Origin of the sequence: Amycolatopsis sp. lyj-90 (genome assembly GCF_046549035.1) — a bacterium.
GTDB lineage: Bacteria > Actinomycetota > Actinomycetes > Mycobacteriales > Pseudonocardiaceae > Amycolatopsis.
Genome location: NZ_JAJPWP010000003.1, coordinates 319,373 through 341,771 on the forward strand (window position 1 = coordinate 319,373; position 22,399 = coordinate 341,771).

The 22,399-nt window shown below is 69.4% G+C and carries 26 protein-coding genes; 11 read left to right on the plus strand and 15 right to left on the minus strand.

Going from position 1 to position 22,399, the window contains the following annotated elements:
- Nucleotides 1–10 precede the first annotated feature (10 nt).
- Entirely contained in the window at nt 11–415 is a 405-nt protein-coding gene (locus tag ACLJPX_RS12945; protein ID WP_410600282.1) for a RidA family protein, read from the plus strand.
- 187 nt (nt 416–602) lie between these two features.
- Here the strand turns inward: ACLJPX_RS12945 and ACLJPX_RS12950 are convergent, their stop codons facing one another.
- On the minus strand, nt 603–1,451 hold the full coding sequence (locus ACLJPX_RS12950; RefSeq protein WP_410600283.1) for a PaaX family transcriptional regulator C-terminal domain-containing protein: 849 nt from the start codon (nt 1,449–1,451) through the stop codon (nt 603–605).
- Between the two features lie 73 nt (nt 1,452–1,524).
- Here ACLJPX_RS12950 and ACLJPX_RS12955 point away from each other — a divergent pair, with 73 nt between their 5' ends.
- From ACLJPX_RS12955 to ACLJPX_RS12965, 3 genes are read left to right on the plus strand one after another with little or no spacing between them, the layout of a single operon-like run.
- On the plus strand, nt 1,525–2,199 hold the full coding sequence (locus tag ACLJPX_RS12955; RefSeq protein ID WP_410600284.1) for an oxidoreductase: 675 nt from the start codon (nt 1,525–1,527) through the stop codon (nt 2,197–2,199).
- 37 nt (nt 2,200–2,236) lie between these two features.
- Nucleotides 2,237–2,587, plus strand: coding sequence for a PLDc N-terminal domain-containing protein (locus ACLJPX_RS12960; protein WP_101610752.1), 351 nt, complete (start codon nt 2,237–2,239; stop codon nt 2,585–2,587).
- Nucleotides 2,588–2,623: 36 nt separating this feature from the next.
- Nucleotides 2,624–3,040, plus strand: coding sequence for a nitroreductase family deazaflavin-dependent oxidoreductase (locus tag ACLJPX_RS12965; RefSeq protein ID WP_410600285.1), 417 nt, complete (start codon nt 2,624–2,626; stop codon nt 3,038–3,040).
- Between the two features lie 38 nt (nt 3,041–3,078).
- Here ACLJPX_RS12965 and ACLJPX_RS12970 read toward each other — a convergent pair whose 3' ends face one another.
- On the minus strand, nt 3,079–4,260 hold the full coding sequence (locus ACLJPX_RS12970) for an acyltransferase family protein (RefSeq protein ID WP_410600286.1): 1,182 nt from the start codon (nt 4,258–4,260) through the stop codon (nt 3,079–3,081).
- A 97-nt stretch (nt 4,261–4,357) separates the two neighbouring features.
- On the minus strand, nt 4,358–5,692 hold the full coding sequence (locus tag ACLJPX_RS12975) for an FAD-binding oxidoreductase (protein WP_410600287.1): 1,335 nt from the start codon (nt 5,690–5,692) through the stop codon (nt 4,358–4,360).
- Nucleotides 5,693–5,762: 70 nt separating this feature from the next.
- On the opposite strand from ACLJPX_RS12975, the gene ACLJPX_RS12980 reads away from it, so the two are divergent.
- On the plus strand, nt 5,763–6,647 hold the full coding sequence (locus ACLJPX_RS12980) for a LysR family transcriptional regulator (protein ID WP_410600288.1): 885 nt from the start codon (nt 5,763–5,765) through the stop codon (nt 6,645–6,647).
- On the opposite strand, the gene ACLJPX_RS12985 is transcribed toward ACLJPX_RS12980, so the two are convergent.
- The 3 genes from ACLJPX_RS12985 to ACLJPX_RS12995 form a co-directional block, all read right to left on the minus strand.
- Entirely contained in the window at nt 6,616–7,710 is a 1,095-nt protein-coding gene (locus ACLJPX_RS12985) for a methyltransferase (RefSeq protein WP_410600289.1), read from the minus strand. The two genes, ACLJPX_RS12980 and ACLJPX_RS12985, sit on opposite strands and share 32 nt — an antisense overlap.
- A 126-nt stretch (nt 7,711–7,836) precedes the next feature.
- The gene (locus tag ACLJPX_RS12990; RefSeq protein WP_410600290.1) at nt 7,837–8,661 is read right to left on the minus strand and encodes an NAD(P)H-binding protein; all 825 of its coding nucleotides are present in this window, start codon (nt 8,659–8,661) and stop codon (nt 7,837–7,839) included.
- On the minus strand, nt 8,658–9,275 hold the full coding sequence (locus tag ACLJPX_RS12995; RefSeq protein ID WP_410600291.1) for a hypothetical protein: 618 nt from the start codon (nt 9,273–9,275) through the stop codon (nt 8,658–8,660). The genes ACLJPX_RS12990 and ACLJPX_RS12995 overlap by 4 nt, the downstream gene beginning before the upstream one ends.
- A 120-nt stretch (nt 9,276–9,395) precedes the next feature.
- Between ACLJPX_RS12995 and ACLJPX_RS13000 the strand changes: the two genes are divergently transcribed.
- Nucleotides 9,396–9,596, plus strand: coding sequence for a MerR family DNA-binding protein (locus ACLJPX_RS13000; protein ID WP_410600292.1), 201 nt, complete (start codon nt 9,396–9,398; stop codon nt 9,594–9,596).
- Here ACLJPX_RS13000 and ACLJPX_RS13005 read toward each other — a convergent pair whose 3' ends face one another.
- The 3 genes from ACLJPX_RS13005 to ACLJPX_RS13015 all read right to left on the minus strand — a co-directional run bounded on the left by ACLJPX_RS13005 (nt 9,597) and on the right by ACLJPX_RS13015 (nt 12,088).
- On the minus strand, nt 9,597–10,817 hold the full coding sequence (locus ACLJPX_RS13005) for an RNA polymerase sigma factor (RefSeq protein WP_410600293.1): 1,221 nt from the start codon (nt 10,815–10,817) through the stop codon (nt 9,597–9,599).
- Nucleotides 10,805–11,173, minus strand: a complete 369-nt coding sequence (locus ACLJPX_RS13010; RefSeq protein ID WP_410600294.1) for a YciI family protein — start codon at nt 11,171–11,173, stop codon at nt 10,805–10,807. Before ACLJPX_RS13010 ends, ACLJPX_RS13005 begins: the two co-directional genes overlap by 13 nt.
- A 111-nt stretch (nt 11,174–11,284) precedes the next feature.
- Nucleotides 11,285–12,088 (minus strand): SDR family NAD(P)-dependent oxidoreductase, encoded by an 804-nt coding sequence (locus ACLJPX_RS13015; RefSeq protein ID WP_410600295.1) that lies wholly within the window; start codon nt 12,086–12,088, stop codon nt 11,285–11,287.
- Between the two features lie 81 nt (nt 12,089–12,169).
- Here ACLJPX_RS13015 and ACLJPX_RS13020 point away from each other — a divergent pair, with 81 nt between their 5' ends.
- Both ACLJPX_RS13020 and ACLJPX_RS13025 read left to right on the plus strand, forming a co-directional pair.
- Nucleotides 12,170–12,724, plus strand: coding sequence for a TetR/AcrR family transcriptional regulator (locus ACLJPX_RS13020; protein ID WP_410600296.1), 555 nt, complete (start codon nt 12,170–12,172; stop codon nt 12,722–12,724).
- 94 nt (nt 12,725–12,818) lie between these two features.
- A complete protein-coding gene (locus ACLJPX_RS13025) occupies nt 12,819–13,586 on the plus strand; it encodes an SDR family oxidoreductase (protein WP_410600297.1) in 768 nt (255 codons plus the stop codon).
- Nucleotides 13,587–13,593: 7 nt separating this feature from the next.
- Here ACLJPX_RS13025 and ACLJPX_RS13030 read toward each other — a convergent pair whose 3' ends face one another.
- Nucleotides 13,594–14,130, minus strand: coding sequence for a TetR/AcrR family transcriptional regulator (locus ACLJPX_RS13030; protein WP_410600298.1), 537 nt, complete (start codon nt 14,128–14,130; stop codon nt 13,594–13,596).
- Nucleotides 14,131–14,207: 77 nt separating this feature from the next.
- Between ACLJPX_RS13030 and ACLJPX_RS13035 the strand changes: the two genes are divergently transcribed.
- Both ACLJPX_RS13035 and ACLJPX_RS13040 read left to right on the plus strand, forming a co-directional pair.
- On the plus strand, nt 14,208–14,702 hold the full coding sequence (locus tag ACLJPX_RS13035; RefSeq protein WP_410600299.1) for a hypothetical protein: 495 nt from the start codon (nt 14,208–14,210) through the stop codon (nt 14,700–14,702).
- 51 nt (nt 14,703–14,753) lie between these two features.
- On the plus strand, nt 14,754–14,915 hold the full coding sequence (locus ACLJPX_RS13040; RefSeq protein WP_158255717.1) for a hypothetical protein: 162 nt from the start codon (nt 14,754–14,756) through the stop codon (nt 14,913–14,915).
- 9 nt (nt 14,916–14,924) lie between these two features.
- On the opposite strand, the gene ACLJPX_RS13045 is transcribed toward ACLJPX_RS13040, so the two are convergent.
- From ACLJPX_RS13045 to ACLJPX_RS13060, 4 genes are all read right to left on the minus strand, one after another.
- Entirely contained in the window at nt 14,925–15,632 is a 708-nt protein-coding gene (locus ACLJPX_RS13045) for a hypothetical protein (RefSeq protein ID WP_410600300.1), read from the minus strand.
- A 413-nt stretch (nt 15,633–16,045) separates the two neighbouring features.
- Complete coding sequence (locus ACLJPX_RS13050) at nt 16,046–17,269, minus strand: DUF222 domain-containing protein (protein ID WP_410600739.1); 1,224 nt, start codon at nt 17,267–17,269, stop codon at nt 16,046–16,048.
- Nucleotides 17,270–17,581: 312 nt separating this feature from the next.
- Nucleotides 17,582–17,842 (minus strand): hypothetical protein, encoded by a 261-nt coding sequence (locus ACLJPX_RS13055; protein ID WP_410600301.1) that lies wholly within the window; start codon nt 17,840–17,842, stop codon nt 17,582–17,584.
- Between the two features lie 29 nt (nt 17,843–17,871).
- The gene (locus tag ACLJPX_RS13060) at nt 17,872–18,744 is read right to left on the minus strand and encodes a DUF4394 domain-containing protein (RefSeq protein ID WP_410600302.1); all 873 of its coding nucleotides are present in this window, start codon (nt 18,742–18,744) and stop codon (nt 17,872–17,874) included.
- Nucleotides 18,745–18,891: 147 nt separating this feature from the next.
- Here ACLJPX_RS13060 and ACLJPX_RS13065 point away from each other — a divergent pair, with 147 nt between their 5' ends.
- Nucleotides 18,892–19,320, plus strand: a complete 429-nt coding sequence (locus ACLJPX_RS13065) for a hypothetical protein (RefSeq protein WP_410600303.1) — start codon at nt 18,892–18,894, stop codon at nt 19,318–19,320.
- Between the two features lies 1 nt (nt 19,321).
- On the opposite strand, the gene ACLJPX_RS13070 is transcribed toward ACLJPX_RS13065, so the two are convergent.
- Nucleotides 19,322–22,342 (minus strand): tetratricopeptide repeat protein, encoded by a 3,021-nt coding sequence (locus ACLJPX_RS13070; protein ID WP_410600304.1) that lies wholly within the window; start codon nt 22,340–22,342, stop codon nt 19,322–19,324.
- Nucleotides 22,343–22,399: the final 57 nt, after the last annotated feature.

The following is a 22,399-nucleotide window of genomic DNA, read 5'->3' on the forward strand; positions in this document are numbered from 1 at the left end:
GATGCGGGATATGCTGACCCGCATGGAGCGCATCAACCCGCCCGGGCTTGGCCGTCCTTCCGGCTTCTCGCACGCTGTCGCGGCGAGTGGACGGTTCGTCTTCCTCGCCGGTCAGACGGCTTTGGACGAAGAGAACCGCATCGTCGGCGAGGGGGTGGTCGAGCAGTTCGAACGCGCGCTGTCCAATCTGCTCACCGCGTTGCGCGCGGCGGGCGGGGAGCCGTCCGACCTGTGCAGCGTGACCATCTACATCGTCGACATGGACGACTACCGCGCCCACGCGCGGGAGATCGGCGCGGTGTGGAAGCGGCTGGCCGGGAGCGAGTACCCCGCGATGGCGGGGATCGGCGTGAGCCGGCTTTGGGACGTCGAGGCGCTGGTGGAAGTGCAGGGCTTCGCTGTGGTCCAGGAGTAGCGGCGGCGGCTCTTGGCCCGAAGTCCGCCGGGGCTGCGAAGTCCGCCGGGGCTGCAACGTCCGCCAGGGCTGCAACGTCCGCCAGAGCTGCAATGAACGGGCCTTTCCTTGCAAAATTTGCAAGGAAAGGCCCGTTCATTGCGCGCTTGGGGGGAGGGTGAGGGGCAGGGGGGGAGCGGGGAGGGGGTTAGGGGAGGGTGCGCGAGACGTGGGCGGCCGCGGCCTCGCCCAAGCGCGAGTGCAGCGTGAAGAACAGGTCCGCGGCCCGGATCCCGGCCCAGGCGGGCGGCAGCAGTTCGGCGGGCAGGCCCGGGTCGAGGTAGGGCAGCCGCCGCCAGTCGGTCAGCACCCGGACGTAGTCGGCGAACGCCTCGGCCTCGTGCGTGTTCTTGCGCCGCTGCCAGCGCCGGAGCGCGGGCGTGTGCTCGTCGAGGAACGCGGTGTACAGCGTTTCGAGCTGGTCGAGATCCCACCAGTCGTGGATCTTCTCGCGCACGTCGCCGAACGCGAGGTGCTCGGCGTGGAAAAGATCCGCGTAGCCCTCCAGTTCGAGCCGCCGGAGCATGTCCGACGTCGCGTCGCGCAGATGCGCGGGAGCGATCCAGACGCCGGACGACGCGGTCCCGAAACCGAGTCGCGCGAGCTGGGTGCGAAGAATGTGCCGTTTGTGCCGTTCGGCCTCCGGGACCGAGAACACCGCGAGCAGCCAGCCGTCGCCGGGAGTGGCGCGTTCGCGGCGGAAGATGCGTTCGTCGCCTTCGCGCAGGATCGCCAGCGCCGTTTCGGAGAGTTCGTAGCCCGCGGCCCCGTCCCGGCGCACGGCGGAAAGGATCCCGCGCCGTTTCAACCGGGAGATCGACGACCGGACGGCGGGTTCTTCGACGTCGACAACCGCCAGCAGGTCGATCAAGGACCGGACGGAAAGCCAGCCGCCTTCGCCGCGTGAGTAGAGGCCGTACACGGTCACGATCAACTGGCGCGGTTGCGCCGTTCGCCCCGCGCCGTCGACTTCGGTTGTCTCCGACACGGCCGTCACCCGGTCACCATAACAACGACGGTGAGCTGACGTTTCGGTCGTGACCGAAGCGTTCCGCACTTAGCGTCACGGTATGGAGAATCCGCTGATCGAAGCCCCCGTCCCGCCGGTGCCCCAGGACGTCGAACCCGGTGGCGTCCGGTGGCTGCGGGCGAACGTCGCCCGATTCAGCCGCCCGGAGGACCACCCGCGGCGCCGCGCGCTCGTGCTCGCCGAACTCGCGCCGATGGGCTCCTTGCGGGACAAGGCCTTCGCGCTCACCCGGGAATTACGGGACCAGCCGGTGGACCGGATCCTGTGGACGGTCCCGGTCGCCGTCCTGGCCGCCGAACTCGGTCTGCCGGACGTTTCCCGCGACATCGCAACGGTTTCCGCGAGCTACCACCCGCATACCGAAACCGGTCCCGGCGCCGAAGCGGCCATGCGGCGGCTGATCGAGGTCTGTGGCGGTGACGTCGACGAGCGGACGGCCGCGCGGATCGGGCTCCTGGTGCAGGCTTGTGACGCGACGGCCAAGCTGCTCGGCAAGGCCCTGGCCGCCCGCCGGCCCGGTGAAGACGCCGAGAGCCTGCTCGACCGGGTTCTGCGCGAGGACCCGCCGGTCCGGATCACCCGGCGGTGGGTCGACGGCGCGGTGGTCGAAGTGGACCTGACGAAACGTCCGTTCGGAGCAGGGCCCAAGCAGTGCCCGGGACAGGCGCAGGCGCTTCAAGCGGCCGCGGGAATTCTCGACGCCCTCCTGTGCTAATACTTACCCCGGCAATCCGGAACTGGGGAGATTTTCGATGCTGTATTTCAATGGTTTCTTCGGCGTTCTCACGCTCGGTCTGTGGATCTTCTGCATCGTCGACGTGATCACCACGGACGAAGGATCGTGCCGCAACATGCCCAAGGGGATGTGGTTGCTGCTGGTGCTGATCGTCCCGCTGATCGGCTCGATCGTCTGGCTCGTCGCCGGTCGCCCGCAGCACGCCGCCCGGGCCCCGCGCGGCCGCTACGAACGCGAGAGCCCGGCGTTCCCGGAATACGACCGGCCGGGCCGTTTCGCCGCGACGAGTGCCGAGGACGACGAAGAATTCCTGCGCAAGTGCCGTGAGCGGGCCGAGGCGCAGCGCCGCAAGGCCCACGAAGACTGAGTAGCCTCGGCGACGGAGATCCACACAGGAGGATAGATGTCCGAAATGCTCGACTGGAACCAGAACATCATCAAGGAATTCCGCGAGAACGACGGGAAGGTGGGCGGCCCGTTCGAGGGCGGCTCCCTGCTTCTTCTCACCACCATCGGGGCGAAGAGCGGCGAGCCGCGCACCTCGCCGCTCGCGTACGCGGAGGATGACGGCAAGTACGTCATCGCCGCGTCGTACGCCGGTGCCGACAAGAACCCGGCCTGGTACCACAACATCGTGGCGAACCCGAAGGTCACCATCGAGGTCGGCACGGAGAAGTTCGAAGCGACCGCGACGGTCGTCCTCGAAGACCGCGCCGAGCGCGACCGTCTCTACGCGAAGATGGTCAGTCTCATGCCGGGCTTCGCCGACTACGAGAAGAAGACCGATCGGGTGATCCCGATCGTCACGATTTCCCGCTGACTACGCAACTAGTCCTCTGGTTGCGGTCCTTGCGGGGGTCAGCGTGCGCCGCTGGGAGCCTCGACGGCGTTCGGCCGCTGAAGTTCGGCTTCGGCCGCTCGCAGCGCCTTGCGCTCCTGGCGGCGCGCGATCAGCTTCTTGCCGGTGGTGATCATCGGCTGCTCCACCCAGCGGTGGATGAGGTCCGCGATCCCCAGCCCGACCGCGAACACGGTCAGCGCGCTGATCATCCGGTGCTCGCCCAGCGGCGGGATCGCCGCCACCACGGCGAAGTGCACCGGGCCCTGCAGCAGGTAGAGCGAGTACGAGCGCTCACCGACGAAGCGCATCACCTTCGTCGCCAGCAGCCAGCGCAGCGGCCCCGGCGAGACCAGCACGACCAGCAGCATCGCCGAGAGCAGTCCGTAGGCGATCAGCAGACCGAGGTTGCTGCCGGTCTCCCACCACAGGCTTTCCATGTTGACGTGCAGCACGGCGAACGCGCCGAACACCGGGATCGCCGCGAGCGGGTGGGTCAGCGGTTTGATCACCGCGTAGGACCGGCGGTAGTGCATCGCGATCGCCAGCACGCAGCCGATCAGCAGGATCGCGTAGTGCACCGTCGACCGGTAGATCGGCACCTGCGGCCCGTTGAGCACCCACCCGCTGGTGACCCCCACCAGCCCGGCCATCAGCGCGAACGCGGCGAACGCCAGCGCGAGCTTGCGCCAGGCCGCGGCGAGCCCGACGGCACCCGCGACCACCAGCAGGAACGGCCAGACCAGGTAGAACTTCTCCTCGATGCCCAGCGTCCACGAGCCGCTGAAGAAGTTGTCCGCGCCGTTGGGCTTGCTGCCGGGCAGGAACTCGTTGAAGAACGTCAGGTAGTACTTCAGCGCGTGCGGGAACTCGCGGGCGAAGAACTCGCCGCGCAGCCACACGAACACGACGATCCCGCCGAGGATCACCAGGTACGGCGGCAGGATCCGGAACACGCGGCGCAGGTAGAACGCCGAAAGCGAGATCCGGCCGGTCCGGTCCTGTTCACGCAGCAGCAGCGTCGTGATCAGGAAACCGGACAGCACGAAGAAGATGTAGACACCGACCCAGCCGGACAGCCAGCTCCACTTCGGCCCCGCGAAGTGGAAGAGGATCACGATGGTGGCCGCGATCGCGCGCAGCCCGTCGAGCGCGGGGAACCGACGCATGGCGAGGAACTCGTCATGGTCCAAAGTGCGCACAGTGCCCCCTAATGGCGGTATCGGCCCGGAAGTATACGGGGGCCGTGCACGGTGCCTTCGCCCCGGATCGGGGCCCTCCACCAGCGGATTCCGAAGATCACCCAGCGTCACGCGCGGGTTCGACGTTGTGCGTCAGCCGGAAACGGTTCGCCGGGTCGACGGCCGCCTTGATCCCGGCGAGCCGCCGCAGGTCCGCCGGGGAGTACACCTTGGACGCTTCCTCGTCCGCGCCGCTCTCGCCGTAGACGAAGGTCAGGAGTTTGCCGGTCGACCAGGGCTTCAGCGCGTCGAACAGCTTCCCGTGGGCGGCCCGGATCTCGGGGATCGCGGCGTGGTCCACCACGGACAGTGCCCGGACGGTGAAGCGGGCTTCGCGGTCCCAGCCGACGCCGGGATGCTCGGGCGCGTCGGACAGCGCGCCGCCGAGCAGGTCCAGCAGGACGACGGTCGGCACCGGGGCGTCCGGGCCGGCGTGCTCCAGGATCGCGTCGAGCATCGTGTCGTTGAGCTCGGACACGGTGGCGTTGTCGGCGCGGTAGCCGTGCGGGATCGGCGGCTCGTTCGCGATCTTGCCCGATTCGGTGAACGGGATCTCGGCGAGCGTGTCACCGAGCGTCTCGGCGGCGGCGCGCAGCGGGGCGACCAGGCGCTCACCCTCGGCGGCGTCGCCGAGGTAGGCGATCCGGATCTGCGCGACGTGCTGCCCGCGCAGCGGCTCGGGCACCATCGGCAGGTCCGGCATCGGGACCATGCCCAGCGACGACGTCATCTCGCGCGGCATCTCCGCCGCCCAGTCGCGCCAGGCACGGAGCACCGTGGCGAGTGACGCGGTGCCGAACTGCAGGCTGCCGCCGTACAACCGGGTGACCGGGACGAGCCGGAACTCGAGCGCGGTGACGATCCCGAAGTTGTCGCGGCCGCCGCGCAGCGCCCAGAACAGGTCCTGCTCGGTGTCCGGGGTGGCGCGACGGAGTTCGCCGTCGGCGGTCACGACCTCGATGGCGGTCACCTGGTCGGCGGCGAGCCCGTATTTGCGGCCGAGCAGGCTGAACCCGCCGCCGAGCGTGTAGCCGACGACGCCGACGCCGGGGAAGGAGCCGCTCAGCGGCGCCAGCCCGTGTTCGGCGGCCGCTTCGATGACCGCGCCCCAGCGCACCCCCGCGTCGACCCGGGCGATGCCCGCGTCGATCCGGATCCCGGTCATGCGCTGGGTGGTGACGAGGACGCCGCCCTCGAAGGGGACGCCCACGCCGTGGCCGGTGGAGTGGACGGCGACCGGGAGATCGTGCTCACCGGCGTAGCGGACGGCTTCGACGACGTCCGCGGCGGAAGTGGCGGCCACGATGACGTCGGGACGACGGGACACGGCGGTCTGGAAGCCGGCGAGTTCGGAGTCGTAATCGGAATCGCCAGGGCGGAGCATTGTGGTCATGGGACCAGGGTGGTCTCGATCCATTCAGAAGTCCAAGATCTAGTTTGTCTGGGAACTAGAATCATCGGTTATGGAACTGCGTCAGCTCGAATACTTCGTCGCGGTGGCCGAGGAGGCCAACTTCACGCGCGCCGCCGAGCGGCTGCACGTCGCGCAGCCCGGCGTCAGCGCCCAGATCCGCCGTCTCGAACGTGAGCTCGGGCAGCCGCTCCTCGACCGGTCGGCCCGCGCGGTGCGGCTGACCGAGGTCGGTGCCGCCGCGCTGCCGCACGCGCGGGCCGCGCTCGCCGCCGTCGCCGGGGTGCGGCAGGCGGTCGACGACCTCACCGGGCTGGTCCGCGGCCAGGTCGCGATGGGCATGGTGTCCTCGCGCGGCCCGGTCAACCTGCCGGATCTGCTCGCGCGGTTCCACGAGCGTCATCCCGCCGTGGACATCACGCTCGCCGAGGCGACCTCCGACGTCTTGCTCGCGGGGGTCGCCGACGGCCGGTTCGACATCGCGCTCATCGGGGTCTCCGGCGAACCGCCGCCCGGGATCGGTTTCGAGGTCGTCCTCGACGAGCCGCTCGTCGCCGTCTCCGGTCCGGACGATCCGCTCACCGCGCACGCCACGATCACGCTTTCGGAGCTGGAAAGCCGTTCGCTGGTGAGCCTGCCGAAGGGCACCGGCATGCGCGCGATCGTCGACGCGGCCTTCCTCGCCGACAGCGCGCAGCCCCGGGTGACGCTGGAGGCCGGTGACCCGAACGTCGTCGCCCAACTGGTCGGACGCGGGCTCGGCGTCGCCGTGGTGCCGATGTCGCTGGCGACGCACTACACGGAACTGCACGCCATGGAGATCACGCGGCCCGCCGGGCTGCGCGCGAAACTGGCGCTCGCCTGGCGGACGGAGGGGCCGGTCAGCCCCGCCGCCCGCGTGTTCATCAGTCAGGCGCGGGTGCTGCTCGGGCTGTGAGCCGCCACAGCGAGGTCACCTCCTTCGCGCGCGCGGCGTGCAGCGGATCGCGCGGGTCGGTGGCCCGTGGATGCCGCGGCCGGGTGTCCTCCCGGCCTTGGACTTCGAGCCCGGACCGTGCGAACGCTTCGAGAAGCCGCGCGCGCGTGCGCAGGCCCAGCAGTTCGGCGAGGTCGGAAAGGATCAGCCAGGCCTCCCCGCCGGGTTCGAGATGACGGGGCAGCCGATCGAGGAAGGCGTGAAGCATCCGGCTTCCCGGGTCGTAGACGGCGCGTTCGAGCGGGGTGTGCGCCCGGGCGGGGAGCCAGGGCGGGTTGCAGACGACCAGCGGCGCGCGGTCCGGCGGGAAGACGTCCGTCTCGAGCGTTTCGAGTCCGCTGAAACCGAGGCGTTCGAAGTTCTCCCGAGCGCAGGCGAGCGCGCGGGGCTCGTTGTCGGTCGCCACCACGCGCTCGACCCCGCGACGGGCGAGGACCGCGGCGAGCACGCCGGTCCCGGTGCCGATGTCGAACGCCAGGTTCTTGGCAGGCAAGGGAGTTCTCGCGACCAGGTCGACGTACTCGCCGCGGACGGGCGAGAAGACCCCGTGGTGCGGATGGATCTTCGCGCCGAGCGCCGGGATCTCGACGCCCTTCACACGCCATTCGTGCGCGCCGACGACGCCGAGAAGTTCCCGCAGAGACACCAGTGACGCGGTTTCCGAAGGCCCGTACACCTCGGCGCAGGCGGTGCGGACGTCCGGACCGCGACGCAGCGGCAGGACGTGCCCGGGATCGAGCGGAACCAGCAGCCTGCCGAGCAGCCGTGCCCGGCGGGCTTGCAGGTTCCGCTGGTCTTGGAAGGGTTTCCCGGCCGCCGGCGCGCAGCGGCGGGACATCGCGGCCAGGAGGTTCCGCGCGTTCGGGTAGTCGCCGCGCCAGACGAGGCCGGTGCCGGACTCGGCGAGCCGGAACGCCTCGTCGGCGGTGATCCCGTCGTCGACGTCGACGACGGTTCGAGGTGGTTTCGAGCCGACGGTGGTCAGCCAGCGCCGACCACCGTCCTTTATGGACAGCGGGTTCATGGTTTCCGTTCCTGGATTTCGCCCGTGGCGAAGAGACCCCACGGGCGTCGTACGTCGGGGGACGAGATCAGGAACGGCGGCTAGTGGACCGCCGAGGCATGAACCGGTGTCGACACGTACTCGATGCTACTGGAAATCGGCGGCGTGGTCGGCCGCCCAGACCTCGAAGTCCAGCGCCGGCCTGCCGGTGACGTCCTGGACGGTCGAGGTGATCTCGCTCGGTTCCGTCACCAGTGCCCGGAACCCGGTCAGGATCGTGTCGACGATGAAGTCCGGCATTTTGCCGAGCATGGCCGCGCGCGCCTCTTCCAGCGGGATCTCCTCCCAGCGTGCCGGGCGGCCCGCGGCCTCGCCGATGATCCGCACCTGTTCGATCTGCGTGATCGGCCGCGTGCCCGTGAGGGCGTACTTCGCGCCCGCGTGCCCGCCACCCGTCAGCGCTTCGACGGCCACCGCGGCTATGTCCTTCTCGTGGATCAGCGGCAGCGACGCCTCGCCGTACGCGCCGCGGACGACGCCGTCCGCGCGGATCGACGGTGCCCAGCCGAGGGTGTTGGCCGCGAACCCGTGTGGTCGCAGGAAGGTCCAGTCCACGCCCGCGGCTTCGATCGCCTCTTCGACGGTCCGGTGCCAGGTGCCGATGGGATTGTCCTGTTCCGCAAGGGAATCGTCGACGGCACGGGAGGAAAGGAACACCACGCGCTTCACCCGTTCGCCGAGCAGCGACACGGTCGGCACCAGTGCCTCGGCGGATCCGGCGAGCATCAGGAACACCGTGTCGACGCCGTCGAGCGCCGGTGCGATCGTTTCGGGTTTCGCCAGGTCGCCGCGGACACCGTCCGGCGGCGGGTTCCGGCTCAGCGGCCGGACCGGGACGTCCCGCGCCCGCAACTGGGCGACCACCTGCGCGCCGACGTTGCCCGTCGCCCCGGCGACCAGGATCGGCTTCATGCCGCCACCGCCGAGAGGATCGGGCGGTAGCGCTTGACCGATCCGCCCGCCGTCATACCGGGGTAGGTCTGCACCTTCTTCCACACGCCGGTCGTGCCGACGCCGTCCGAGCCCGGCGCGGCGAGTGCGGCGAGGTGTGCCTCGGCGCTGGTCCACTCCGCGTAGTTCAGCACGCGGGTCCCGTCGGTGCTCACGTGGAAGAACCCCGAGATCCCGCCTTCCGGTCGTACGGGTTCCGAGTCCAGCGCGGTGAAGACGAGGTCGATCCAGTCCCGTTGCCGTTGTTCGTCGGGGCCCTCGAACTCGACCGACACGACCACCAGGCAACCGGGCGCTCCTTCGCCCCGGTTCCCGCGATAGAGGCGGTACACGGGCGCGCCGTCCAGGTTCCGGATCGCGTCTTCGCTGGTCCACTGCTCGTAGGTGAAAGCGCCGTCGTGGTCGATGCCCTCGTAGGCGGTGAAAGAAACGAGGCCCTCTCCGGAGCGTGCCTCGAACGACGCTCGTGCCGCCCCGGCACTCGGCCACTCCCGCGCCACGGCCACCAGTTCCCCGTGCGGCGTCGGCCACTGTCCCTTGTGGATGGTCGTTTCGGAGATTTCCGGTTTCGTCATGCCTCCAGCATGAAACCTGAACAGGGGTTCAAGTCAAGCTAGGATGGCGCCCATGTCCGAGCCGCCATCCGAACTCACCATCGGAGAGTTGTCGCGGCGCAGTGGTGTCGCCACATCCGCTTGGTCGCGTTCATCCGGGCGTCGCACCATCTGGGCATCCCGCTGGAGGTGATCGGTGGCGTGCTCGATTTCCTGCCGGAAGGCGCCGCGCCGGACCACGCGTTCTGGCAGCGCGCCTCCCAATGCTGGAGCGCCGAACTCGACAAGCGCATCGAGCAGCTGGAGTGCATGCGCGACCGGTTCACCGAATGCAGCGTCTGATCAGCGACTGACCGCGGCCAGTTTCCGTTCCAGCAGCCGTCGTTCGGCACTGTTGCCCGCTCGCCGGATCGCCGCGTCGTACTCCCGCGCCGATTCCGCCCCGCGGCCGACGCGGTGCAGCAGATCGGCGCGAATGGCGTGGTAGAGGTGGTAATCCTCCAGATCGAGGCCGTCGATCGCGTCGAGTGCCGCTTCGGGACCGTCCACCTCGGCCACCGCGACCGCCCGGTTGAGCGCGACGATCGGCGTCGGGTTCGCCGCCAGCAGCAGGTCGTACAGCCGGACGATCTGCGACCAGTCCGTGCTCCCCGTGTCGGCGGCGTCGCTGTGGACGGCGTTGATCGCGGCCTGGAGCTGGTACGGGCCGGGCTGGTTCCGCCGCAGGCAGGCGCGGACCAGCGTCTGCCCTTCGGCGATCAGCTCCCGGTCCCACCGCGACCGGTCCTGATCCGGCAGCAGGACGACGTCGCCGTCCGCGCCGGTGCGGGCGGCGCGGCGGGACTCGGTGAGCAGCATCAGCGCCAGCAGCCCGGTGGCCTCCGGTTCGTCGGGCATGAGCCCGGTCAGCAACCTGCCGAGCAGGATCGCCTCGGCGCACAGGTCGTCCCGCACCAGCCGTTCACCCGAACTGGCCGTGTAGCCCTCGTTGAACACGAGGTAGATCACGGCGAGCACCGACCGCAGCCGGTCCGGCAGATCGGCGTCACCGGGGACGCGGTACGGGATCTTCGCGTCGCGGATCTTGCCCTTCGCCCGGACCAGCCGTTGCGCCATCGTCGTCTCGGGGACGAAGAACGCGTGCGCGATCTCGCCGGTGGTCAACCCGCCCAGCAGTTTGAGGGTCAGCGCGACCTGCGTGGTGAGGGCCAGCGCCGGGTGGCAGCAGGTGAAGATCAGCCGTAGGCGGTCGTCGCGCACCGGGCACACCTCCGCTGGTTCGTTGTCGGCGTTGAGCAGCGCGGCCTGGGCGTACTTGTCGTCGCGCGCGGCTTCCCGGCGCAACCGGTCGACGGCCTTGTTCCGGGCGGTCGTGATGATCCAGCCCGCCGGGCTCGGCGGTGGGCCGCTGGACGGCCAGCGGTCCACCGCCTCGGCGAAAGCGTCCTGGACCGCGTCTTCGGCTATGTCGATGCTGCCGAAGACGCAGACCAGCACGGATACCGCGCGGCCGTACTCTTCGGTGAAGACACGGCCGATGTCGTCGGTGGTCAGGGAACGCACGAAGGGTCTTCCACACCCTGGAACGGCCGGACCTCGACCGGGAGATAGGTGATCTCGGCGACCCGGGTGCCCCATTCGAGTGCGGCGTCCAGATCCGGCACCTCGACGATGGTGAAGCCTCCGAGGTGCTCCTTACCCTCGACGTAAGGACCATCCGTCATCGCGATCTCGCCGTTTTCCTTGGCCTTGAGCACGGTGGCCGTGGTCGGCGGGTGCAGCCCGGCGGCGAACACCCAGACGCCCGCGGTCTTCATCTCCTCGTTGAGTGCCTGGATCTTGCGCATCACCGGTTCGAGGACCTCCGGCGGCGGGACGGGGCCGTCGGGGTGGTAGAGGCTGATCAGGTACTGGGTCATGGCGTCCTCCTCAATCGAGCGGTTGTCACTGCCTATACGAAGGGCGCCCCGCCGATTCGACAGTCGCGGCGATCTTTCCTCGTTTCTTCTCGCCGCGCACATCGGCGCAGGTCAACCCTGGTCGGCCTCGGCGACTTCTCGCAGGAGCCGTCGTGTCTCGGCGTGAAGACGCTCGGCCTCGTCATGATCGACCTCGTCGAGGGGGAGTCGTTTGGCGCGCTGATACGCGCTCAAGGGTGCTTCGGGCCGGTTCCGGATGAGGTCGAGCATCGGCAGGATCGCTTTCTCGGGGGGTGTGCCCAGGAGTTTCGCGAGGACGCCGACCATCGCCCGCGAGGTCCTGCCGAGTGCGCCCTGGTGACTCGTACGGACGAATCCCGGGTTGTAGAGCACGTACCGCACCTTTTCGGAGGCGAGCAGGTGCGCGGACAACAGGCCCATCCGGCGGCTCTGCTGATTCGCCGACTTCCAGGTGAAGCCCCGGGAAAGCTGGAAATCGTCCCACCGGATGGCGTCCTTCGGCGCGCCGGGGACGGTGGTGTCGAGGATCAGCGGCCGCTCGGCGGCGCCGAGCACCTCCTGGAGCTCCGACGCGAAGACGTGCCTGCTCAGGTAGTACAGCGCGAACGTGTGCTCGAAGCCTTCACTGGTCAACTGCCGGTCTCGGTGGACGTACGCGGCGCCCAGCACCAGCGTGTCGACGACGGGGAAGCGTTCGGCGATCTCCCGGGTGGCGCGGAAGTTCTCGGACACCTCGCGCAGGTCGGCCCGGATGAAATGCGCGTCGCCCGGCAGTTCGCGGAATTTCGCCTCGCTGCGGCCGACCACGACGACAGTGTGGCCTTCGCGCAACCTGTCGGCGGCCAGCGCGCGGCCGAGGCCGTCGGTTCCCCCGGTGATCACGATCGTGGACATGGTCTCCTCCAGTTCCGGAACACGTGTTCCGGAACATCACCGTATCCGAAACAGGGGTTCCGGAACAGGTAGGATCCCGTCATGACCACTTCGCGGCGTCAACGCTGGGACGCGGCGCGAAACCGGGCGCAGCTGCTGGAGGCCGCGCGCGAGTGCTTCGCCGAACGCGGTCTCGCCACCGACGTCCGGGAGATCGCGCGCCGGGCCGACGTCGGCGTCGCCACCCTGTACCGGCACTTCCCCGCCAAGGACGACCTGGTCAGGGCGGTTTTGGAGGACGACGTCGCCGAATGGGAGGCCGTCTCCGAGAGCGCGAAAGCGGCCGAAGACGCCTGGGAGGGGATCAGCCTCGTCGTCGAGCGGACGCTGGCGATGATGGCCCGGCACCGGGCGTTCCTCGACGGGCTCACCGTCACCGAAGGCGCTCTCGACGCCTGTCGCGCGCACCTCGCCGAGAGTCTCGACGGCCTCGTCGAACGCGCGCGCCGTCAGGGGCGGCTGCGGGACGGCATCACTTCCGCGGACATCGGCCTGCAGATCCTCGCGCTCGGCCGGATCGTCGAACTGACCGCCGGGCAGGGCGACGACGTCTGGCGTAAGCACGCCGGGCTCGTCCTCGGTGCGCTCGAAGCCTGACTGGTACTGCCGGACCCAGGCTGAACAGACCGTGTCATCTCTCCTCGTGGGCCGGTTACCTGGTCTCAGAAAGAGTCCACAGAGGAGAGACAAGATGACGAACATCCAGGCGCGGCACGAGAACAGGGTCGCCGTCGTCACCGGTGCATCCAGCGGGATCGGCGAGGCGACCGCACGGCGGCTCGCCGCCTCCGGCGCGGCGGTCGCGCTCGTCGCCCGCCGCACGGACCGGCTGGAAACGCTCGCCAAGGAGATCGACCAGGACGGCGGCACCGCGCTCGTCCTCGCGGCCGACGTCGCCGACGCCGGGGCGATGCGGGCCGCGGCAGCCGAGGTCGAGGCGAAACTGGGGCGCGCGGACCTGCTGTTCAACAACGCCGGCGTGATGCTGGCCGCGCCGATCGACGAACTCGCGACCGGCGACTGGCAGCGCATGATCGACGTCAACATGACGGGCCTGATGAACGCGATCGGCGCGTTCGTCCCGCACTTGGTCGCTTCGGCGACCGAAAAGGGTGTCGCCGATCTGGTGAACACGTCGTCCATCGGCGCTCAGGGCGTCTTCCCGTCCTTCGCGGTCTACGCCGCCTCGAAGGCGTACGTGACGCACCTGTCGAGGAACCTCCGTGCCGACCTCGGCCCGAAGAGCGTGCGGGTCGCGGCGATCGAGCCCGGCCTGGTCGAGACGGAACTGCAGGGGCACGTCACCGACGCCGGCGCGCTGGAGTGGCTCGACGGCATGCGCGACACGCTGACCTGGCTGAAGGCGGACGACATCGCCGAGACCGTGGCGTTCCTGACCTCGCTCCCGGCGCGGGTGAACCTCCAGCAGGTCACCATCGTGCCCACGTCGCAGGCCTGAGCCGCGTTCAGGGGAACAGGATCCGGGCGATCGCGCGGGCGGCGGTGTCCGGATCCTCGAGGTGCTCGGCGCGCAGCGCGCCGGTGAGCCACAGGTTCGCGAAGCCGTGCATCAGCGACCACGCGGCGACTCCCGCCATCGCGTCGTCGCTGACCGACGACGCGCCGCCGGTCAGTAGGCCGCCCGCACGGTCACGGGCGGCGGCCAGCGCCGGATCGTCCTCACGATGGAGCTCGGGGCGGAACATGACCTCGAAATGCGCGCGATGCTCGATCGCGAAGCGTACGTAAGCCACCCCGACCTCGACGAAGCCGCGCTCGCTCTCGGCCGCGAGTGCGTCCGCGAGCAGCCCGAATCCCTCGGCGGCCAGCGCGGTGAGCACCCCGGCTTTGTCGCCGAAGTGGTGCACCGGCCCGGCGTGCGAAACCCCCGCGCGCCGGGCGAGGTCGCGGAGGCTGATCCCGGCCGGGCCGTGTTCGGTGATGGCCGCGACGGCGGCGTCGAGCACGGCCCGCCGGAGGTCGCCGTGGTGGTACGGACTCATGAGGATGAATCTAGTCATTGACAAGATAGCCCGCAACGGCGCATCTTGTCAGTGGAAAGTTTCGCTGTTCGGAAGGCATGCTCATGGATCCCGGTCTGGTACCCGTACTGATGCTGGTCGCCGTCACGGCGACGTTGTTCCTGCTGGGGGCCGTCGGTGTCCAGCGGCTGAAGCCCTGGCCGGTGGCCGTGCGCGGCGGCGTCGCGGCACTGTTCGTCACGACCGGGCTCGCGCATTTCATCGGCATGCGCGAGGAGCTCATCGCGATGGTGCCGCCCGCGTTGCCCGCGCCGGGGTTGCTGGTCACCGTCACCGGCGTCCTCGAACTGGTGGGAGCCGCGGGAGTGCTGTGGTCGCGCACGGCACCATGGGCCGCCGCCGGACTGACTCTCCTGCTGTTGGGGATGTTCCCGGCGAACGTCCACAAGGCGTTGAACGGTCCGGTGACGTCGGTGATGGACGAACTGGTGCCGAGGAGCCTGATGCAGGTGGTCTTCCTGGCCGCGACGGCGTCCCTGGTGGTGTATTACGCGCGTACGCCGAACAGACCCTTTGCTCAAAGGAGACCTTAAGTCTTTCCCAAGTCCGGGCTCCGGTCCTGAGAACGGCCCTACCATCTGAGAATGAAGATCTCATTGTGGATCGGATTCTGTGGGCTGTGCATCCTCGCCGGGCACATGCTTCTCGGCGCTGTCGGTCTCGTATTGCTGATGAGCTGCCTCCCGGCGGGGCGCGACCACGAATCCGGTGACAGGGCGGGAAAAGCGCCCGCGCGACTGGCCTGAGGGAAATCCTCAGCCCAAGGTGCTCGCGAAAGCGAGCGCGCCCAGAACCGGGACGGTGATCGCCGTGAGCAAAACCGTCTTCCGGCTCGGTTTGGGACTTTCCAGTAATACGCGGATACCGGCCGGGACCAACGCGACACAAAGCCCGGCGGTGCCGATGATCGACACGATTTCGGTACCCTTCAGCACGCCGAGCGGCAGAAGTCCCATCGTCGCCAACCCGATCGACTGGACGACGCCGAGCACTTTCGCGCGATAGGCGGCGAAAGCGAGCACGTACCAGCCGAACATGATGGTGAACGACAGGAAACTGAACAGATGCAGATCCTGGTACGACTCACTGACCACGCTTTCGGCGAAACCGGCGCCGCGCCGCTCGGCGAGCCCCAGCGCGGCCTGGTCGATCCCGGCGTGGAAAGTGCGCTCGAAGAGTCCTATTAGGACGAACAAGCCGCCCCAGGCGGCCAGCGCGGGCTTGGTCCGGCCGATCTTCGTGGCGAGCGCGAGGATCGCGGGCCACAGCAGGACGTTGCCCGCCAGGAAACACGTGTAGGCGGCGGTCATCAGCGCCGGATGGTCGCTCATCGCCCTGAGCTGGTCGGGGAAGAAGAAGTTGAAGCGTGACCGCAGTAGCGTTCCGGTGAGTAGCAGGACCGGGCCGAGGACCATCGAGATCGCGGTGACTCGGCGGCCGGGGAAGACGTAGTCGGTTTCCATGGTGGTGAGCCTGCCGCGTCGGGGTGCGTGCTCGGATCGGCTCGTGGTCTGTTGTTCGGGCTCAGACCGTGGGTGGACTCCTGGGTGGCCGTGGCCGGTTTTCGGCGATGGTGCTTGGGGTGGGGGCGGTTGCCGGTTTTCGGCAATGACGCGGGGCGGGTGGTGGTTCGGTAGGCGGGGCGGCTCGCTGGCTGTGCTGAGGACGGGAGCGGTGGCCGTTTTTCGGCGACGGGGCCTAGAACGGTGGTGGTTCTGTTGGGAGAGCGGCTTACGGTTGGGTGGCTCGCGGCTTTGGGGGCGGGAGCGGTTGCCACTTTTCGGCGATGACGTGGGTTCCGTAGGCATGGCGGCTCGCGACTGCCCAGTTGGCCGTGCTAGGGACGCGAGCGGTGGCCGTTTTTCGGCGACGGGGTTCAGAACGGTGGTGGTTCCTCGGTTTTTGGGCGGGGTTGGTGTAGTGGTGGTGGGGTGCTGTCGTGGCTTTGTCCGGTGGGGGTGGTGATGGTGAGGGTGCCGTCGGGTGTGAGGTGGTAGGTCCAGCCGGGTTCGTCTTTCAACCGATGATCACGGCGGCAGAGGTCGATGAGGTCGGCGGCGTCGGTATGCCCGCCGTGCTCCCAGGGCACGGAGTGGTCGAGGTCGCAGGCTTGGGCGGGGCGGTGACAGCCCGGTCTTCGGCACTCACGGTCGCGCACCCGGACGAACTCGCCCTGGCCCGCGGTGGGCCGATACCGGTCCCGGCCGAGGTCGAGCACTTGCCCGGACAACGGGTCGGTGATGATCCGCCGTAGGACGGTGTCCGCCCCGGTCGCGATCTCGCGGGCCAGTGACGCGGGGAGGTGCCCGTGTCCGGCCAGTTCCGCTGGATCGTCGTTCACTCCGAGGTAGGTGAACAGGTCCATGTAGAGGAACACCTCGGCGCGTTCGGTCTTGCCGCCTTGGCCGCCGAGTAGGAGGTCGAGGGCGATGTCGGCGCGGAGTTGGTCGAGGGTGCGGGTCTCGTCGCCGGTTTTGAGTGCTCGTGCTTCGCGGTCGATCCGGGTGTAGGCGGCGGTGACTTTTTCGGCGGGGCCGTCTTCGACTTCGATCGACGCGACGCCTGTCTCGCCGTGGCGGACCGTCAGCCGGCGGCCTTCGCGATGCCGCTCGGTACGGGTAGCGGCGCCTTCGCGGTCGACTGTGAGTGCCGCGTGGCTCGCCGCTTTCCGGATCTGTCCGGAGTTTTTGTCCGGTAGCCGGTCCTCCAGGAGGGCGTCGGCGGCGAGGGCGTTGTCGTCGGATAGCCACGCGGTGGCGGCGGCGACTTTCATCGCGCCGAAACCATCCACTTTTCCTTGGTCCATCAACCCTAGTGTGCGGGGCAGGCGGGTGGTCAACGCCTCAGCCGCGGCGACCATCGCACCCGCGTGATTGTCCACAAGAGACAACGCGAACGCGACCTCCTGGGTGACACTGCGGGCGCCGTCGCGATGCCGCGAAAGCTGCGCCAGTGCCCGGAACCGGACCGCTTCCAATCGTGCGATCCCCGCTGACGCGGCTTGGGCGACAGCGACGGAATCGGTGTCGTCCAGGGAATCGACAGCAGCATTGACCGACTCCAGCAGGCCGGGGTCGGTGAGTTTCTCGAGGAGTGCCACAGGTGTGGCTTTACGTGTGTCCACCTGATCAACATACGACCGACCACCGACAGTTTCCGATCATGCAGCCACCGTAAGGCGTTGCCGATTTTCGGCAATGAAGGCTCAGCGAACCGACCAGATCAGGGCCCGACACCGACCACAGCACCCATGGCCACCCGGAATCATTCGGCCACCGTGAAGCGTCGCCGAATCCCGACAACAAAGCCCCACCGAACCACCAGGCCATCCGAGCACAGCAACCCGTTGCCGAATTCCGGCAATGCGTTCCCGGCAGCCGAAACCCCGACCGCCGAGAACGCCACAATGCCCCTACATCACGTCCCGCACGACCATCCGTTCCGAAGCCCGCTCGATCGCCGCTTCCACGGCACCGACCCGGTCCGCCAGCAGGTCCATCGCGCCGACCGACGCCGCTTGGGTGTTGTCCAGCAAACCGACAAGAAGCGTTGGCGGAAAACGAAATTCCCGGATCAACCCGCCGACGGTTTCCGACCACAGCAACCCGTTGCCGGTTTCCGGCAACAGAACTTTCTCGGCAGCCGAAGCCCGGCTGCCGAGAAAGCGGATCATCGCCGAATTCCGGAAACAGCGCCGCTCGCTCAGTAAGTGTCGAGAGCGACCGCGATGTCACCGATCGGCAGCGGGAAGTCGCCGACCTTGGTCGCCGCTCCGGTGAGCAGGTTGACGGTGTAGAACGTCGACGGTGACGACGCGGCGGCCGGGTTGAGTACGGCGAACGCGCTCACCGAGGTCGTCTTGCCGTTGGTCAGCTCGCTGTAAATGTCGAAGCCCGCGATCGGGCCGGCGTCGACGCCGAGCGCCCCGGTGGGGCTGAGGAGCCCGTTGTTGGCCGGTGCCTGGATGAGCACCTGGTCGGTGGCCGTGCCGATGTCGAACAACGTGGTGGCGGTGTCGGGTTTCAGGTCGTTGTTCGTGTAGGCGGCGGCTGTGACGCCGGAGGTTCTCCCCGAGATGGGCGGTGTGGTCAGGGCGGTGTCTTCGACCGTGACGTGGCCCGTGAGGTTGTGCCGCAGGTTCTGGCCGTTGTCGCTGATCACCCGGAGCCGGTCGGCGGCCGGGTTGAAGTCGACGCCGAAGTCCTTGCCGTACAGTGGAATGCTCAGTTGCGAGACCTTCGTGAGAACGACGTCGGGTGTCTTCGGCGGGGTCGAGATCGTGTAGATGCAGCCCTTGTTCCCCACCCCGTAGAGCAAGCCGTCCTGTACCCGGAAGTCGATCCCGATCAGGTAGGTCTCGCCGCAGGTGAGTCCCTGCACGAGCCGGACCCAGCCGAGCACCTGGGGTGTGGCGGTGTCGAAGTAGGCCATCAGTTTGCCGTCCGACGAAATCGCGAACACCGGCAGCCCGGCCGCCTGTGCCGAACTCGCGCCCGCGGTGCCGGCGACGAGCGACGCCGCGACGGTCACCGTGGTGGCCGCCGCGATCAGAGCCTTCTTGAGTCGTGCCCTCATCCGTACTCCCCTCAACCGAAACAGTGCGCCCCAAGCTATTCGGCGGCACTGGACGGCCATTGGACGTCGATTGGACCCGGCGTCCGGCGGATTGCGGGTGCCGGGAACCGGGGGAACAGTAGGGGGACAACGGATTCAGGGGGAGCGATGACGCTCAAGAAGATGCTCGCCGGTTCGGTGGTCCTGTGCGCCGGGCTCACGTTCGTCGCCACCGGCGAGGCGGGCGCGGCCAGGCAATGCGCCTCCGGTGTCAAGGTCATCAAGCCGGTCGTGCTCGAGGATCCCGGGAGGTGGACCTACACGTTCGACCTTTCCTGGTGCGCGGACGGCGGGACGATCGTCTGGGCCGAGCCGTCGGTGGCGGCGCGGGTGCAGAGTCCGGCCTGCCGCTGGGTCGGCCGGATCGAGGAATCGCTGGGCAAGACACCGGGCAGCCCGGCCTGGAAGGCGTTCGACATGAGCGAGTTCTCCTGCCAGGACGGCAAGGGCAAGGAAAACGGTGTCAACCCGTGGGTCGTCGTCACCTTTGACCCGTCGGGCGGATACGACAGCCAAAGCGCCATCGCCGCGGCGTGATTCAGGCGCGGAGGATCGCTTCGACGGCGGCGGACGCCCGTCGTCGAAGCGCGCGGTAGCCGGCCCGCTCGGCGAGGGTGAGCGCCTGGCGGGCCTGGCCGAGGTCACCGGTGGCGACGGCGAGCCCGATGAGCGCGTCGACCTCGGGGTACCGGTCGCCGGTTTCCCGCAGCCGGGCCAACGCCTGCCGATAGTGGCGGACGGCGTCCCGCCGGTGCCCGACGCGGTGATGCACGCTCGCGAGCGCGACGAGCGCTTCGCCTTCGCCTCGCGGTTCGCCGGTCTCGTGCGCCAGCCGCAGTCCGTCGCGCGCGTGGGCGAGCGCGTCGGCCGGACGGCCGAGATCGCAGTACGCCGACGCGAGCCTGCCGAGCGTTTCCGCCTCCCCGGCGCGGTTCCCGGCCTCGCGGTGCAGCGCGAGGGCCTCGGAGAGCAGCCCGGCCGCCTCGCCCGCGTTGCCGCGAGCGTGCTGCACCTGCCCGAGATTGCTCAGGTTGATCGCTTCCCCGTAGCGCGAACCGATCCGGCGATACCGGCGCAAGGCCTGGGCGTAGTGCCCGGCCGCCCTGGGCAGGTCGCCCATCTCCCAGTGGACGAGTCCCAGATTGCCCAGCGCGACGGCTTCCCCGGCGGGCCTGCCCGCCCGCCTGCTCAGCTCCAGTCCCCGGGAGAACCGCACCGCGGCGGCCGGAAGCCGTCCGGCCTGCCAGTACGCACAACCGAGGTTGCCCAGCACCGCGGCCTGCGCCTCCATCCAGCCCGCCCGCCTGGCGAGCACGAGCGCGCCGGCGTAATGCCGGACGGCCTCCCGGTATCGCCCCTGTCGGAAGCTCAGGTCGGCCAGGCTGAACCGGGCGGACGCGCGGGCGCGGGGATCGCCGTCCTGTTCGGCGGCGGACGACGCGGCCGCGGCGGCCGCCCGCCATTCCACCTGGCGCAACGACATCCAGAAATAGCCGCGCAGGGCGTCGGCCAGCAGCCAGGCCACCGGGAGCGGCCCGATCCGCGCGGCGTCCTCGGCGACGGCGACGAGGTTGCCCAGCTCGGTCTCCAGCCATTCCGACGCGTTCTCCTTCGCGGCGGCGGGGATCGGGCCGTCGGGCACGGACAGCGGAAGGCGGAACATGTGCGGGTACACCAGCTTCGCCGCGTTGTCGACGGCACGCAGGTACCACTCGTGCAACCGGGCGCGGGCGGAGCCGATCTCGGCCGGGGACTCCCGCGACTCCAGGCGATCGGCGGCATAACGCCGGAGCAGGTCGTGGAAATGGTAGCGATCCGGCGCGTGCTGCTCGACCAGATGCGCGGCCGCGATCGCGTCCAGCATCGGGCCCGCCCGTTCCGCACCGGCGAGGACCTCCACCGCCTCGACGCCGATGTCGTTGCCCGGCACCAGGCTCAGCAGCCGGAACAACCTGCTGGTCTCCGCGGGCAAGGCCCGGTAGGAGAGGTCGAAGGCGGTCCGGACGGCGATCTGCTCGTCACCCGGCACCGTGAGCGCGGCGAGCAGATTGCCTTTGCGCAACTCGACGGCGTAATCCTCGATGCCGTTCCCCGGAGTGTCGGCGAGGTTGGCCGCGGCGATCCGCAGGGCCAGCGGCAGATACGCGCACGACTCGGCCACTTCGGCCGCGGCCGCGCGTTCGGCCCGGATCCAGTCGGCGCCGAGCACCCGCGAGAGCAGTTCCAGCGCCTCGGCGGGATCGAGCATGCCGAGGGTGAGCCGCCGGGCGCCGTGGAGGGCGACCAGACCGGCCATCCGGTCGCGGGCGGTCACCAGCACCAGGCAGCCGGGACCGGCGGGCAGCAGCGGCCGGACCTGGTCCACGCGATCGACGTTGTCCAGCAGTACCAAGGCTTTCCGGTCGGTCATCAGCGTCCGGTACAGCGCGGACGCGGTCTCCGTGTCCGCGGGCAGACGTTCGGCGGGGATCTCCAGCGCGGCCAGGAACCGGGTGAGCACTTCGAGCGCCGTCGCGGGCGGACCGGGCGAGTGGCCGCGCAGGTTCGCGTAGAACTGCCCGTCGGGGAACCGGTCCTTCACGCGATGCGCCCAGTGCACGGCGAGCGCGGTCTTCCCGGCGCCCGCGGTGCCGGTGATGGCCGCGAGCGCCACCGCGCCGCCGAAACCGCCCGCTCTCGGCACCAGCTCGTCCAAAATGGACAGTTCGGTCGCCCGGCCGGTGAACCCGGGTGGTTCGGCGGGCAGTTGCCGGGGGGCGCGGGCGGTAGGGCGCGGGCTTTCGGCCGGAAGCGGTTCCCCGTCGTCGAGCAGGGCAGCGTGCGCCGCGACGAGTTCGGGTCCCGGTTCGACACCCAGCTCCTCGACGAGCCGCTCGCGAACCTCCTGGTAGAGACCGAAAGCCGTCGCCCGCTGGCCGGCGCCGTGGTACGCGCGGATCAACCGGGCCTGGGCCGGTTCGTCCAGCGGCTGGTCCGCGGCGGCTTCGACCAGTTCGGTCAGCACCTCGTCGGCGGCACCGATGGCGAGCATGGCGTCGCCGTACCTGGCGAGCAGCGCGCGGCGTTCCGCGACCAGGGCCATGACCTTCGGATGTGGTGCGAGCAAAGGGACATCGGCCAGCGGTTTGCCCCGCCACCAGCGCAGGGCCTCGCCGAACAGGGCCGCGGCACGGCCCGTCTCGCCGTCGCGCTGGGCGTCGTTCGCCTCGGCGACGAGCCCGCGGACGTGCGGCAGATCGATCTCGACGGCGTCCCGGCGCAGCGCGTACCCGCCGCCGACATGCGGCAGGATCTCGCTCCCGGACCGGGAAGGACGGCCGGGTTCCAGCAACCGCCGCAGATGTTTCACGTGCGTCTGGAGGACGTTCACCGCACTGCGCGGCGGCCGTTCGCCCCAGAGCGCGTCCACGAGGTCCTGCTTGGACATCGCTTCGCCGCCGGCGAGCACGAGCAACCCCAGGACGGCGCGGCGGCCTGGCGGGCCGAGGTCGACTTCCGCCCCGTCGAGCCACACGCGCAGCGAACCCAGCACCTGGATCCGCACTGCCGTCGGCGCCATCGGCAGGAACGTAGCGAGCCCTCCCGCGCCGCACAAGGACGAACCGCGGAAAGGGCC